Annotated in this window: 13 protein-coding genes; 5 read left to right on the forward strand and 8 right to left on the reverse strand. The window is 67.5% G+C overall.

The window, feature by feature from the left end; translation table 11 throughout:
- Positions 1–65 precede the first annotated feature (65 nt).
- On the reverse strand, positions 66–1667 hold the full coding sequence (locus AC1DDH_RS05175; RefSeq protein WP_476856141.1) for an MFS transporter: 1602 nt from the start codon (positions 1665–1667) through the stop codon (positions 66–68).
- Between the two features lie 370 nt (positions 1668–2037).
- On the opposite strand from AC1DDH_RS05175, the gene AC1DDH_RS05180 reads away from it, so the two are divergent.
- Entirely contained in the window at positions 2038–2295 is a 258-nt protein-coding gene (locus AC1DDH_RS05180) for a hypothetical protein (protein ID WP_223914655.1), read from the forward strand.
- A gap of 25 nt (positions 2296–2320) precedes the next feature.
- On the opposite strand, the gene AC1DDH_RS05185 is transcribed toward AC1DDH_RS05180, so the two are convergent.
- The gene (locus AC1DDH_RS05185; RefSeq protein ID WP_476955019.1) at positions 2321–4906 is read right to left on the reverse strand and encodes an ATP-dependent DNA ligase; all 2586 of its coding nucleotides are present in this window, start codon (positions 4904–4906) and stop codon (positions 2321–2323) included.
- Between the two features lie 109 nt (positions 4907–5015).
- Here AC1DDH_RS05185 and ku point away from each other — a divergent pair, with 109 nt between their 5' ends.
- The gene (ku, locus tag AC1DDH_RS05190; RefSeq protein WP_476954973.1) at positions 5016–5990 is read left to right on the forward strand and encodes a non-homologous end joining protein Ku; all 975 of its coding nucleotides are present in this window, start codon (positions 5016–5018) and stop codon (positions 5988–5990) included.
- Between the two features lie 35 nt (positions 5991–6025).
- Here ku and AC1DDH_RS05195 read toward each other — a convergent pair whose 3' ends face one another.
- From AC1DDH_RS05195 to AC1DDH_RS05220, 6 genes are all read right to left on the reverse strand, one after another.
- Entirely contained in the window at positions 6026–6313 is a 288-nt protein-coding gene (locus AC1DDH_RS05195) for a DUF7218 family protein (RefSeq protein WP_476873295.1), read from the reverse strand.
- A 322-nt stretch (positions 6314–6635) separates the two neighbouring features.
- On the reverse strand, positions 6636–6917 hold the full coding sequence (locus AC1DDH_RS05200; protein WP_018774864.1) for an HPr family phosphocarrier protein: 282 nt from the start codon (positions 6915–6917) through the stop codon (positions 6636–6638).
- Positions 6918–6984: 67 nt separating this feature from the next.
- Entirely contained in the window at positions 6985–9063 is a 2079-nt protein-coding gene (locus tag AC1DDH_RS05205; protein WP_476954974.1) for a PTS fructose transporter subunit IIABC, read from the reverse strand.
- A gap of 2 nt (positions 9064–9065) precedes the next feature.
- Positions 9066–10052: a 1-phosphofructokinase family hexose kinase gene (locus AC1DDH_RS05210; RefSeq protein ID WP_476954975.1), complete on the reverse strand. Its 987-nt coding sequence runs from the start codon at positions 10050–10052 to the stop codon at positions 9066–9068.
- Positions 10049–10867 (reverse strand): DeoR/GlpR family DNA-binding transcription regulator, encoded by an 819-nt coding sequence (locus AC1DDH_RS05215; RefSeq protein WP_476859483.1) that lies wholly within the window; start codon positions 10865–10867, stop codon positions 10049–10051. Before AC1DDH_RS05215 ends, AC1DDH_RS05210 begins: the two co-directional genes overlap by 4 nt.
- 518 nt (positions 10868–11385) lie before the next feature.
- Positions 11386–11649, reverse strand: a complete 264-nt coding sequence (locus AC1DDH_RS05220; protein WP_018774860.1) for a DUF6458 family protein — start codon at positions 11647–11649, stop codon at positions 11386–11388.
- A gap of 262 nt (positions 11650–11911) precedes the next feature.
- On the opposite strand from AC1DDH_RS05220, the gene AC1DDH_RS05225 reads away from it, so the two are divergent.
- The 3 genes from AC1DDH_RS05225 to AC1DDH_RS05235 all read left to right on the forward strand — a co-directional run bounded on the left by AC1DDH_RS05225 (position 11912) and on the right by AC1DDH_RS05235 (position 14096).
- Positions 11912–12529 (forward strand): alpha/beta hydrolase, encoded by a 618-nt coding sequence (locus tag AC1DDH_RS05225; RefSeq protein WP_079552210.1) that lies wholly within the window; start codon positions 11912–11914, stop codon positions 12527–12529.
- Between the two features lie 333 nt (positions 12530–12862).
- Complete coding sequence (locus AC1DDH_RS05230; RefSeq protein ID WP_476849867.1) at positions 12863–13234, forward strand: substrate-binding domain-containing protein; 372 nt, start codon at positions 12863–12865, stop codon at positions 13232–13234.
- A gap of 118 nt (positions 13235–13352) precedes the next feature.
- On the forward strand, positions 13353–14096 hold the full coding sequence (locus AC1DDH_RS05235) for an HAD family hydrolase (RefSeq protein WP_476870180.1): 744 nt from the start codon (positions 13353–13355) through the stop codon (positions 14094–14096).
- The last annotated feature ends 66 nt before the right edge of the window (positions 14097–14162 follow it).

Below are 14162 nucleotides of genomic sequence, written 5' to 3' on the forward strand. Positions count from 1 at the left end.
CAAAGGGCGGGGCTGTCAGCTACGTAGCCTGGACTGCTGCTGCCGGTCCGGGCGGACCGGCAGGCTTAGGCTGTGGCCGGGACTTTCTCGGCTTCCCCGCGCCCTGCGGTGGAATCGACGGCCGGTGCGACCATGGGCATGTCCATGTGCTCGAGGTCGATCAGCGGGTTCTCGTCCTGCGTCGCGACCAGTTCGCGGGCCTCAGCCTGGGTGTCCACGCTCGGCATGGAGCCGGGCAGCGGCATCTGGGCGGATTCCTTGAGGAAGTAGATCGCTACTGCGCCGATCGCCGAGGTGGCCATCAGGTAGTAGGCCGGCATCATGTCGTTGCCGGTTGCGCTGATCAGGGCGGCAACGATGAACGGCGTGGTGCCGCCGAAGATGGCCACAGAGAAGTTGTACGCGATGCCCATGGCGCCGTAGCGGCTGGCCGTCGGGAACTGGGCCGGCAGGGCCGACGCCAGGTTGGCCACGTAGAACGTCACGGGGAAGGCAATCAGGGAAAGGCCGGCCAGCGTGGACCAGATTTCACCGATGCCGATCAGCAGGAAGGCGGGGGTGGCGAGGACGACGGTGCTGATGGCGCCGATCCACAGCACGGGGCGGCGGCCGATCCGGTCAGAAAGCCTGCCGGTCAGCGGGATGCAGAGGCTCATGATGACCAGCACCGGGATGGTCAGCAGCGTGCCGTGCAGCTCGTCGTAGCCCTTGGACTCCGTCAGGTACGTCGGCATGTAGGAGGTCAGTGCGTAGCCGGCGGTGTTTGCTGCCGCGACCAGGATCATCGCGACGATGAGGGAGCGCCAGTACGCCTTCACGATGCCCACCGGGCCCTTGGAGGCTGTGGTGTCCGAGGCGGTTGCGTCCTTGGCGAGGTTCTCCTGGGCATCCAGGGTTGCCTGGAACTGCGGGGATTCCTCGATCTTGCTCCGGAAGTACACGGCGATCAGGCCGAGCGGGCCGGCAAGGAGGAAGGGGATGCGCCAGCCCCACTGCTCCATGGTGTCCTGGCCGAGGGTCAGCTGCAGCACCGAAACGAGGGCCGCGCCAAGGGCGAAACCGAGGTAGCTGCCCATGTCCAGGAAGCTGGCGAAGAATCCGCGGCGCTTGTCAGGGGCGTACTCGCTCACAAAGGTCGTGGCGCCGGCGTATTCACCGCCGGTAGAGAAGCCCTGGATAACTTTGAACAGGACCAGCAGGACCGCAGCCCAGATGCCGATCTGTGCGTAGCCGGGCAGGAGCCCGACGGCGAAGGTGCTGGCGGCCATGATCATCAGGGTCGCGGCGAGGACCTTCTGGCGGCCGATCTTGTCGCCAAGCCAGCCGAACACGACTCCGCCGAGGGGGCGGGCGATGAAGGTGGCGGCGAAGGTTCCGAGCAGGAACAGGGTCTGGACGGACTTGTCCGCCTCCGGCAGGAATACCGGTCCCATGGTGGTGATCAGGTAGCCGAACACGCCGACGTCGTACCACTCCATGGTGTTACCCACGATGGTGCCGCCGAGTGCCTTCTTGAGCATCGGCTGGTCGACAACGTTGACGTCGGACTCGCGGAGTCGACGGCGACGTAGCTTCGGTTTCTTCACACCCTTGGGTGCGCCTTGGTTGGTTCTGCTGGCGTCGATGACGCCTGCTGAAGAGTCGGTCGTGCTTCGGTCTGTGGGCATTTGGGAAGCTCCTAGGGAGATCATTTGCTTGCGACTTGTAGCTGCCCCGCTCTGGGCAGGCCTTCAATTTTACGGGAATTCTCTGGAGTTTCCGAGTTGTGTGCCGTATGATCGCCCATTTCGGGTGCAAATTGGGGGCAATTCACTAATTTCTTTTGCCCGCTTTCGCCGCGCGGATACTGGGAACCGGCCATCCCGGCGGCGCCGCGCCCAAAATTTTCCGCGCCAGCCCTCGATTGCGGGGGTTTCCGACGGGATTCGGGCCGACGGAAAGTCCGACGGCGGGCGCTACAGACATCTCCCCGGGGCAGTCCTACGATTGATGGACACTTCATTTCACAGCGGTTAATTACAGCGGAAAGGAAGATCAATGGCGGATCATCAGTTCGGAGAAGAAATCGAGCCCGAGGTCGCGAGCCATCTGGCGCAGTCCATGGCTGAAGCCCCGGGACCCGAGGCCCTGCACCACGCTCCCCCCGGGCCCGGCCAGGGACAGCAATGGCCGGACGGCAGCGGCAAGCAGCGGCACCCCAAGGACCGCGACACCGCCCGCGGGCGGCAGGGCCAGCAGGTGGCCGCCGGCGCCATGCACCGGCAAAGCCGTCCGCAGCTGCCCCACCACGACTAGCCCCATCACCGCTGGCCCCACACGACTAGGGGCCGGCGGCAGGGTCAGCCACGACGTCGGCTGGCGCCTTATCCAGGCGCCAGCCGCGCCACACCGGGTGCCGGAGCTTCCCGTTGCCGGTCCATTCCCCGAAGGTGACCTCGCCGACGAGTTTTGCGCTCACCCAGTTGGCGTCTGCCGCGTCAGCGTCCGGCACGTCCCGGAACGGGGAGGTCTTCCGTGGCAGGGCGTCGAGTTGTTGCCTGAGTTCCTTGAGTTCACGGGTGCTGAAGCCGCTGCCCACCCGGCCCACATACCGTAGTTTCGAGCCGTCCGGAATCCCCAGCAGCAGCGAGCCCACGGATTCCCGGCGCCCCCCTTTCCCGGGCCGCCAGCCGCCCACCACCACCTCCTGGGTCCGTTCAACCTTGAGCTTGAGCCAGGACCGGCTGCGCTGGCCGACGTAGCGCCCGTCCGTGCGCTTGGCCATGACCCCCTCGAGTCCGAGCTCGGCGGCGCTTTCCAGGATGTGCGCGACGTCGCCATCGATCACGCCGGAAAGCTCCACCGGGGCGGCGGAAGGGCGGAAAAACTGCTCCAGCCGGCGGCGCCGCTCACTCAGCGGCTGGCGCCGCAGGTCCTCGCCGGCGTCGAAGAGCAGATCGAACAGCATCAGCCGCACGGGCGTCGACTGCTGCGCCCGGGCGACGTCGGCGGCCCTGCTCAGTTTCATCCGGCCCTGCAGCAGCCCGAAGTCGGGCCGGCCGGAGCGGCCGACGGCGATGATCTCGGCGTCGGCGACGAAGCCCTGCTCCGGCCAGGAGGACCGGTCCGTCAGCTCGGGGTAGCTCACTGACATGTCGATGCCATTGCGGCTGATGAGCCGGACTGTCGTTGCGTCGCCGATCACCAGGGCCCGCACCCCGTCCCACTTGAGCTCGATCTGCCAGTCCAGGTCCGGAAGGTCCGCCAGGGTCCCGGATGTGGCCAGCATCGGGCTGAATCCGGAGGCGTCGGGGGCACGTTCGGTGCCGGCGGCGGTTTCCGCTCCGCCCTCGCGGTGGCCGCGGCCGTCCGCTGAGCCGTCCTCCCCGCCGTCGTCCGCTGCCTCGTCAGTGTCTTTCTCTGTATGCTCCGCCGTGCCGGCCGGGTTGTCCGCCGTGCCGGCCGGGGGCCGCGGGCCGGGACGGCCCTGCGGGCCCGCAGGGTCCATCAGGTGGATCAGCCACTGGTCATCGGCCCGGCCGGTGTGGATCAGGGCGAACCTGCGCGCTCCGCCGAGGCCGCCGCCCTCCGCGCCGGTCAGGGTGGCGATGACCTCCTTGCCCGCGATCCATTTTTCGCATTCGTAGTGTCCGTGGTCCCAGATGCTGACCGTCCCGGCGCCGTACTGGCCTTTGGGAATGTCACCCTCGAAGTCGGCGTAGTCCAGCGGGTGGTCCTCGGTCTGGACCGCGAGGTGGTTCTTGGTTTTGCTGGTCGGGACGCCCTTGGGCAGCGCCCAGGACACCAGCACGCCGTCGCGTTCCAGCCGGAAGTCGTAGTGGAGCCGGCTGGCGTGGTGCTCCTGGATGACGAACTTCTCCCGCCGTGTCCCGCCGTCGTCCCCGGCGTGGTGACGGTCCGCGGTGAAGGGCTCGGGAGTGGCCGACCTGTCCCGTTTGGTGCGGTACTTTTCCAGCCGCGGATCGGTGTCGCCGCCGTCGCCGGCCGGCTCGGGAGAGATTTCGGCCCGCCCTCCGGGCAGGTGGACGTCCCGGTGGTCCACCCGGCGGTCCGGCGCGTGCGCCGCCGGGGCTCCGGCGCCGTGCCGGCCGCCGGAAACCGGGGCGAACGGATCCTTGCCGGCTGCGACGCGCTTCATCACCTCCTGGAAATCCAGCTGGTGCAGCGACGCGGAGCTGAGTTCCCGCCATGTCCGCGGGGCGGCCACCGTCGGCCGGAGCCGGCCGCGCAGCGAGTACGGCACGATCGTGGTCTTGGCCGCGTTGTTCTGGCTCCAGTCCACCAGCACCTTGCCCGTGCGCAGGGTCTTTTTCATGTCGCTGACGGCGAGATCCGGGTGGTCTGCCTCGAGCGAGCGGGCCAGTTCGCGGGCGAAGCCGGAAATCCGGTCCGAGCTCTGGGACCCGTCCAGGGCCGCGTAGAGGTGGATGCCCTTGCTGCCGCTCGTCACGGGTACGGGGTCCAGGCCAACGTCCTGCAGGATGGTGCGGGCCAGCCTGGCCACCTCCACGCACTCCGCCAGTCCCGCGCCCTCGCCGGGGTCCAGGTCCAGCACCAGCCGGTCGGGCGGCATGGCGTTGCCGTGGGAGTCAACCCGCCACTGCGGCACATGGATCTCCAGAGCCGCGATCTGGGCCAGCCAGGTGAGGGTGGCGGGATCATTGACCAGGGGATATTGGATGGTCCGGTCCTTGTGCGTGATGGCGGCACGGGGCACCCAGCCGGGCGTTGAATGGTCCAGGTTCTTCTGGAAGAACATCTCTCCCGGGGCGTCTGCGGTCCCGACGCCGTGGACCCAGCGCTTGCGCGTGGCCGGCCGGTTGCGGGCGGCGGGGATCAGCACCGGCGCCACGGCGGCGTAGTAGGCCAGGACGTCGGCCTTGGTGGTGCCCGTCTCCGGGTACATGATTTTTTCCAGGTTGGTGAGCACCAGTTCGCGCCCGTCCACGCGGACGCGTTCCTTACCGTTGGGCAAAACCCTTCACCTCCGCGCAACTGTGATGTTCACTTGATCCATGAGAGCCATCTGGAAAGGCGCAATAGCGTTCGGGCTGGTCAACGTGCCGGTCAAGGTCTACAGCGCCACCGAGGACCACGACATCAGCCTCCACCAGGTCCACAACGCCGACGGCGGCCGGATCCGCTACCAGCGCCGTTGCGAGGTCTGCAGCAAGATCATCGACTACGAGGACATCGACAAGGCATACGAGGACGACGGCCGCACGGTGGTCCTGACCCGCGACGAGCTCAAGTCCATCCCGGCGGAAAACAGCCACGAAATCGAAGTGGTCCAGTTCGTTCCGGTCGACCAGCTCGATCCGATGATGTTTGAAAAGAGCTACTACCTTGAACCCGACTCCAAGTCGCCCAAGGCGTATGTGCTGCTGCGGCGCGCCCTCGAGGACACGGACCGGGTGGCAATTGTGCAGTTCGCGCTCCGGGACAAGACCCGGCTTGGCGCGCTGAGGATTCGCGACGAGGTCCTGGTCCTGCAGTCGCTGCTGTGGGCCGACGAGGTCCGCGAGGCCAGCTTTCCCGCACTCGAGACCTCCATCCGGATCTCGGCGCAGGAACGCGAGATGTCCGCGGCCCTGGTTGACTCGATGGCCTCCGACTTTGAGCCGGACCAGTTCACGGATGATTACCAGGAGCAGTTGCGTCAGCTGATTGAGGCCAAGCTGGACAAGGGGGAGTCGCTGGACACGGAGGAGACCTTCGGCGCCCCCGCCGAGGCCGGCGAGGGCGAAGTTATCGACCTGATGGAAGCCCTCAAGCGCAGCATCGAGAAGAAGCGCGGCGGCGGGCCGGCGGAGACTCCTGCCGGGGGCTCCGGTTCTGCTGCGAAGGCCGCCCCGAGGACCTCCGCCAAGACGGCGGCAGCCAATGCCACAGGCACTAAATCCACGGCCACCAAGACGGCGGCCGCGGCTTCCAAGACTGAAGCGGCGCCTAAAGTGACGGCGTCGAAGACGGCGCGAAAGCGTGCCTGAGACCGGATGCCGGCTGGCGCCGTCGTGCACGTTAATCAGGAGTTCCGCAGGGCGGAGATGAGCTCGTTCTTCTTCTTGGCCGAGTAGCCTTTGAGGCCGATCTCCTTGGCGCGTGCCTTCAGCTGCGGCACTGTCCAGTCCTCGTAGTCTCCGGCTTTGCCGCCCTTGCGGCCGACCGAGGAACGGCCCCGCTTGGCGGCGGCGTTGGAGATCCTGGCGGCTTTTTGCTTGGAGGCGCCGTCCTCGAGCAACTTCTCATAGAGCTCGGGGTCCTTGATGCTGGGGCTCTCTGAGCCTTGTGGCTTGCCTTTCGTCGTTGGCATGGCTGCGCGATCATCTCCTTCGGCCGGGAACCACCTGAGCGGCGTCCCGCGGTCGGTGCCGCGGGGGATTCCAAACTATCCGCGCCGCGGGGCCGTGACAAGCATTTGCTAAGGCCCCTTATGAAAGTTGCCCTGACGGTCCGTCGCCAGAGCAACGCGGGGTCACTTAGCGCCCAAGTACCCCACCGGAATGGGCCGTAAATGACCCCGCGTTGCTTCTGAACGAAGCGGCAGGCAACGCGAAGGCCCGGCCGGCCCCTGATCGGGGGCGGCCGGGCCAACTGAAGCTGCCGGTGTTCCGGCGCGGGGCCGGAAGGTGGGGCTATTCGGCGTCGTGATCCGTTTCAAGGATCTGCACGAGGCGGTCAAGTGCGGCGTCGGCGCCCTCACCTTCGGCACGCAACACCACAACTTCGCCGTGCGATGCGCCGAGGCTCATCAGCGACAGGATGCTGGCGGCGTCCATCGCCTCGTCCTCGGGCTCGCCCAGCCGGGCAATCGTGATCTCGAGGTTGTCGAACTCGCCTGCAGCCTCGGCGAAGATGGCGGCCGGACGGGCGTGCAGCCCGACCCGGCTGGCAATGGTGGCGTTACGTTCGGTCATTTCTGCTCCTTGAAGTCAGCTTGCGTGTTTGTCAGCTGTGAGTATCTGCTTGGAAAAGCGTCCCGGTTCAGGCGGCTACGGGAACCGTTTCCACCGTATCAACCGGCTTCTTGACTGCCCAGCGCTTGAGCCCGATCACGGCGAAGGCGCCGACCACGGTACCGGCCGCAATGGCGATGCAGAACCACAGGAACGAATCGATCGCGAAGAAGACGAAGATTCCGCCGTGCGGGGCCTTCGAGCCCACGCCGGCCGCCATCGAGATGGCACCGGTCACGGCGCCGCCGAGCATGCTGGCGGGGATGACGCGGAGCGGGTCCGCGGCGGCGAACGGGATGGCGCCTTCGGTGATGAAGGAGGCCCCCAGCAGCCAGGCAGCCTTGCCGTTTTCCTGTTCCGCAAGGCTGAAGAGCCTCTTGTTCAGCACGGTCGCGGCCAACGCCATGGCCAGCGGCGGGACCATGCCGGCGGCCATGACGGCCGCCATGATCTGCCACGGGGCCTGGTTGGTGATGGAGGCTGCGCCCAGGCCGGCGACTGCGAAGGAATAGGCAACCTTGTTGACGGGACCGCCGAGGTCGAAGCACATCATCAGGCCCAGGATGACGCCCAGGGCGATGGCGCTGGCACCGGTGAGGCCCGACAGGAACTCGTTGAGCCCGACAGTGACCCGGGCGATGTAAGCGCCCAGGAACACGAACAACAGGCCCGACGCCGCGAGCGACGCCACGAGCGGGATAACGACCACCGGCATCAGGCCGCGCAGCCAGCGGGCCACTTTAAGCTTGCCGATCGAATGGGCCACGTAGCCGGCGATCAGGCCGCCCACGATGCCGCCGAGGAACCCGGCACCCATGAAGACGGCAACGGCGCCGGAAACGAAGCCCGGGGCGATGCCGGGCCGGTCAGCAATGGCGTAGGCGATGTAGCCGGCCAGCGCGGGTACGAGGAAGCCCAGGGACAGGGCGCCGATCTTGAAGAGCACGGCCCCCAGGTAGGCGCCCAGCGGGCCCCAGGCCAGCTCCGGGTACACGGTAGGCAAGTTCGTGAGGCTGTTCTCCGCCAGGATCTTGTCCGCGAAGGCGGTGATGTTGTAGCCACCCAGCAGGAAGCCGAGGGCGATCAGCAGACCGCCGCCAGCCACGAACGGGATCATGTAGCTGACACCGGTCAGGAGGGCCTTCTTCAGCTTCGTGCCAATGTGCTCACTCTTTTCCTCGGCGGCCATCTCAGCCTGCTCCTCGGCGCCGAAGTGGGGCACGCGGTGGGCGTGCGGGTTGTCCGCTGCGGCGAGTGCCTCGGCGACCATCTTGTCCGGTTCGTCGATGCCTCGCTTGACCGGCGCGTTGATCACCGGCATGCCGGCGAAGCGCTCCTTGCCGCGCACGTCCACGTCCACTGCGAAGATCACGGCATCGGCGGCGGCGATCACGGCGGGGTCGAGGGCTTTGGCGCCGGAGGATCCCTGGGTTTCGACCTGCAGGTCCACGCCGACCTCTTTGGCCGCGGCGACGAGCGAGTCGGCGGCCATGTAGGTGTGGGCGATGCCGGTGGGGCACGCGGTGACGGCGACGAGGCGCTTGGGCCCCTTGGCCTTCGCCGCGCCGGCACCTTCACCGGTTGCGGCCGCCGCGGCTGAGGCGTCGGCCGCGGATGCGGCGCCGGTCGCTTCGGCAGCGGTGTGGGCGGCCGGCTTGTCCGCCAGGGCGGCGTCGACGAGGTCGACAATTTCCGCCTCGGAGGTCGCGGCGCGCAGGCTGGCCGTGAAGTCCTTCTTGATCAGCGACCGCGCCAGCTTCGAAAGCAGCTTCAAGTGGTCCTGGTCCGCGCCCTCGGGAGCGGCGATGAAGAAGATGATGTCAGCGGGCCCGTCCTTGGCGCCGAAGTCGACCGGCTGGGACAGCCGCGCCATCGCCAGCGTGGGTTCGGTGACCGCCGTCGAGCGGCAGTGCGGGATCGCGATGCCGCCCGGGACGCCCGTGGCGGTCTTGGATTCCCGGGCGAAGGCGTCGGCGAAAAGCCCTTCGGCCTCGGTGGCGCGTCCGGTGGCTGCAACCCTGCCTGCCAGATGCCGGATCACGTCCTCGGGCGAGCTGCCCAGATTCTGGTCGAGCTCGACCAGTTCGGTAGTAATGAGCTGTGTCACTGTCAATCCTTCCGGAGGGCCGTGATGGTTACGGCATCAGGGGTGGTTTGGTTGACTGCCGGGACAGTGGAGCCAGGCAGGGAAGCGGCGGCGGCACCATGGGCCACCGCCTGACGGAGGCAATCGACCGGGGCGGCGCCCTGGCTGGATGCGAGCAGGTATCCGGCCAGCGAGGAATCGCCGGCGCCGACAGTGCTGACCGCGGTGACCGGCGGGTGCGTGGCCAGCCACGCGCCGTCGGCCGTCACAAGAACGGCACCCTTGGAGCCGAGGGTGGCCAGTACGGCACCCACTCCGGAGCGCACGACGGCGGAGGCGGCGGCTGCTGCAGCCTCCGGGTCCGCTTCGAGCTCCTCGGCGGTCTTGTTCGTGGCGAAACCGGCTGCGGCAGCCAGTTCCACCAGTTCCTCGGCGTTGGGTTTCAAGAGGTCCGGCTTTCCCGAGGTGTCGCCGGAGACCGCTGCGGCGAGGGGTTCGCCGGATGAATCGACGGCGACCCGTGGTGCGGCCTCGCCGTCGAACAGGGACCGCAGCCGCCGGGTGACGGTCGCGTAGAAGTCGGCCGGGACCCCGGGTGGGAGCGAGCCGGCCAGGACTACCCAGGCGGCACCGCGGGCGTGGTCCAGCAGCAGGCTGATCAGGGCCTCCTGCTGGTCCTCGCTGAGGGCCGGTCCGGGTTCATTGATCTTGGTGGTGACGCCGCCGGGCTCGGTGAGGGCCACGTTGCTGCGCAGCGGCTCGCCAATCGGCAGGGCCGCGAACGGAACGTCGGTCTCCCGCAGGCCGGTGAGGACGGGGTCGGCCTCGGCGCCGGGGAGAACGGCGACTGTCTTCAGCCCCGACGCGACGAGGGCGCGGGAGACGTTGACTCCCTTGCCGCCGGATTCCTGGCGGACGGAGATGGCCCGCTGAACTTCCCCGCGGAGGAGGGGGCCGGGCAGCGCCACGGTGCGGTCCAGGCTGGGGTTGGCGGTGAGGGTGACAATCACGCGACCACCACCTCCACTCCGGCTTCCGCAAGGGCGTCGGCGAGTTCCCGGCTGGGTTGCGTGTCTGTGATCACGGTGTCCAGATCTTTCAACGAGGCGAACTGGACCAGCGTTTCCGCGTCCAGCTTGGAGGAGTCAGCCAGCACCACAATGCGGCGCGCTGATTGGACGAAGGCAGCCTTGACAGCGGCTTCTTCAGGATCGGGTGTGCTCAGCCCGAAGGCTGCATGGATGCCGTTGGTGCCGATGAAGGCGATGTCCGGACGGATCCGGCGGGCGGCTTCCACCGTGGACTGGCCGACGGCGGCCTGGGTCAGGCCGCGGACCTTGCCGCCGAGCAGGTGCAGGGCGATCCCGGGTCCGCCGGACAGCCGGGATGCGATGGGCAGCGAGTGGGTGATGACGACGAGTTCGGCGTCGGACCCGGACGCCGCAACGGTGCCCTGCGCGGCGGCTCCGGCGGCCCGGGCGGACAGGAGTTCGGCGAGGGCCTCCGTAGTGGAGCCGGCGTCGATCAGGATGCTGCCGGTGAGGCCCTGGGGAATGAGGGCCAGGGCGGCCTCGGCGATCCGGGTCTTTTCGGGCTGCCGCTGGACGGTCCGTTCCAGGATGCTTTCTTCCGTGGTGCTGAAGCGGTCCGGGGAGACCGCGCCGCCGTGCACCCGGCGCACGCTGCCGGAGGCTTCCAGGGCGGCGAGGTCCCGGCGGATGGTTTCGGTGGTGATGCTGAAGCGCTCGGCCAGGTCCGTGACACTGGCCCGGCCGCTGGCGTAGATGAGCCCCACGATCAGCTGCTGGCGTTCTTCGGCGAACACTTACCCTCCATTGCGTACTGCGTCTGACTTGGTTCTTGTTCTTGCCGTGCGTTGAGCTGGAATTGCGCCCTGGCCGCTTCGGTGACTCCCGTCACATGAAGTGGAATTATTTGACTTTATCTTTGTTCTTGTTGGTTTGTCAATGAAAAACCACATGAACGCAGAAGGGTGGGCTTTCGCCGGGGGACATGTCCGGTGTTCGGACCGGGCGCCGGGGGACATGTCCGGTGTTCGGGCCGGGGAGTGGGCATTTGGGGAATGTGTCCATGGGCCGCCGCGGGGACTGGGCATGCGCTGCGGTTGTGGTGGTTGCGGGCCTGCTGCCGGGGGACATGTCCAGTGTTCGGGCCGGGGAGTGGGCATTTGGGGAATGTGTCCATGGGCTGCCGCGGGGACTGGGCATGTGCTGCGGTTGTGGTGGGAGTGGGCCGGGATGGCGGAAGCCGGGCCCGACCTCGAGGTCCGGCCCGGCTTCCGGGTCGTTAGCTTCCGCGCCGCTCAGTGGGTGCGGGGAAATCTCAGATGCCTGCGTCGCGGCTCTCATTGCGGGTGATGGTCTCGCCGGTGTTGGGGTCCACTACCGTGCGGCTCTCGCTGACCCGGCGCGTGCGGCCGCGTCCGGGGCCGGCGAGGACGAGAGAAGCGATGAGTCCAATCACGCCGACCGCCATCAGGATGTAGCCGATCATGGCCTGGTTCACATTGGGGATCAGCCCCGGGGCGACGGCCCAAGCGAGGATGGCGCCGATGGCGATGAGGAAGATTGCGGAACCGATTCTCATAACGTGCTCCTTGATGCCCGGGGGGCGGACTGATGATGGTAAGCATGCTGTCCAGCGTCACGCTACAACCCCGCTCGTACTGTTTCAATGAAGCGCCCTCCGCCCCGCGGGGAAAATTTCGGCGCCGGTTTCGGCCAGCCTCGCCTTTTCCGGACGGATGCGCCACGGATCCGGGGGGCGGAGGTCCGCTTCCGCCGCGGAAACCGCGGAGTGCGGCCCCGTGCGGGGCGGAGCCCGTGGCGGTGCTGGATAGGCTGAGCCAATGGAGACGGTGATCTGGTCAAAACCCGAACACGAACGCGGCGGCACCCCGCTGCTGGTGATGCTGCACGGCTACGGCACGGACGAATTCCGCATGTCCAAGCTGTTCGCTTCCCTGCCGCCCGAGTTCAGCTGCGCCGCCCTGCGTGGACCCAAGGACATTGGAGACCACTACGGCTGGTTCCTGCTGGACTATTTCCTCACCCATGACTTTGCCGACGTCATCGCCTCCACGAACGCGGTCTTCGCCTGGATCGAGTCGGTCAAAGCCCGGCACAGCAGCGTCAGCCTGTTCGGATTTTCGCAGGGGATGGCGATGGCCAGCACGCTCCTGCGGCTCCGGCCGGAACAATTCCGCGCAGCTGTGGGGCTCTCGGGTTTTGTCCTGGACAACGAACTGCTGGCGATGAGTGAATCGTTCACCGCCCGGCCGCCGTTCTTTTGGGGCCGGGACAAGGGCGACGTCGTCATCAACGACGCCGCTACCGAGCACACCGAGGCGTGGCTGAACCGGAATACCCAGCTCACAGCCAGGACCTATCCGGGCATGGGCCACACGATCTCGAAGGCCGAACTCGTGGACGTCAGCGCGTTCCTGCGGCACTACGTCCTGCGCTGACCGGGCGCTGACCAAGGCGCTACGTCCTGCGCTGACCAGGGCACTACGTCCTGCGCTGACCGGGCGCTGACCAGGACGCCCGCCCGGCCCCGCCAACCCACGGCCAAGCAGGCCTGCCAGCCCGTTCCCGCTCCGCTGCCAAACTCCGGATCATCCACTTGCATGCCAAATATGTAAGCGCTTACAATCGACCTCGGCCATGAACACCGGGCCCACTACTTCGGGGGGAAGAAAGGGCTGAGCCCGTGCCGCAGGCCAATACCCCGCGCGTGAGTATCCAGCACGTCCCCGCGCTCCCCGGACTCCCCATCTGCACCGTCTCCTCCGGACCTCGTGCTCGACGCCGGCTCCAGCATCGAAGGCGGCCGGCTGGCCATGGTGCAGCCTGTGGAAAACCCCGGGATGCCGTCCGCGGTCTTCGCCGGTTGCGACGAGACAGCCTGCGGTGCGCTCATGGCCATGCGGGAGCTCGGTTTGTCAGCGCCGGAAAACGTGTCCATCATAGGAATAGACGATCATCAGATGAGTTGGTTCCTGGGCCTGACCATAATTGCCCAGCCACTGGCCGGCCAGGGCGCGTTCGCGGCCAACCTGCTGATTGAAAGACTTCATCGCTCAGGACTTGCCACGCCGCCTGCCAGTCCGCCGTCGAACCATCTGCTGGACACCAAATTGGTAGAGCGCACCAGCACGCGCCGACGCTGATCCGGACGGCGTCCGACGCCGGAACGGCCCCCAACAGAGCAGCCCTGAACTGCCTGCCTTAGACCATCGCTTTGACCAAACCGTCTTGCCTGCCCGTCGTCTGAAAGGACCTCGACTCATGACTGTAGTTCCCGACACCTCCGGCCTCGCCGGTGCGCTCTCCGGTGCAACCGCCATCCTTTTTGACCTCGACGGCGTCCTGACCCCCACCGCCGTGGTGCACGAGCACGCCTGGAAGCAGCTCTTTGACGGCTTCCTGGCCTCGGTCCCCGGTGCTGAGCCCTACCGTGAGAGCGACTATTTCGACCACATCGACGGCAAGCCGCGGTTTGACGGCGTCCGGGACTTCCTGGCCTCCCGCGGGATTGTGCTGCCCGAGGGCCCGCTGAACGACGAGCCCGCGCATGACACCGTCCACGGACTCGGAAACCGCAAGAACAAGGTCTTCAACGACATCGTCGAGGCCGGCGGAGTCCAGCCGTACGAGGGCTCCGTCCGGCTGGTTGAGGCCGCGCTGGCCCGCGGACTCAAGCTCGCCGTCGTCTCCTCTTCCCGCAACGCCCCTGCCGTGCTGAAGGCTGCCGGCCTGTCCGACTACTTCCCGGTGGTGGTCGACGGCGTCGTCGCCGTCGCCGAGGGACTGCCCGGCAAGCCCAGCCCGGCCACCTACGAATACGCCGCGCGGCTTCTGGGCCTGCCAAGCCAGGAGTGCGTCGTGGTGGAGGACGCCGTCTCCGGCGTCCAGGCCGGCAGCGCGGGAGACTTCCGCTCGGTGATCGGCGTCGACCGCGGCGCCGGCCGGCAGACCCTGCTCGACGCCGGCGCCACGGTCGTGGTCAACGACCTCGCCGAACTGCTCTAGCCCGGCCCGCTCACCCCACCGCCCACCCCACCGCCCAGCCCACTGCCCACTCCCTCCGAAGGAACC

This window comes from Arthrobacter sp. 10T425 (genome assembly GCF_056393985.1).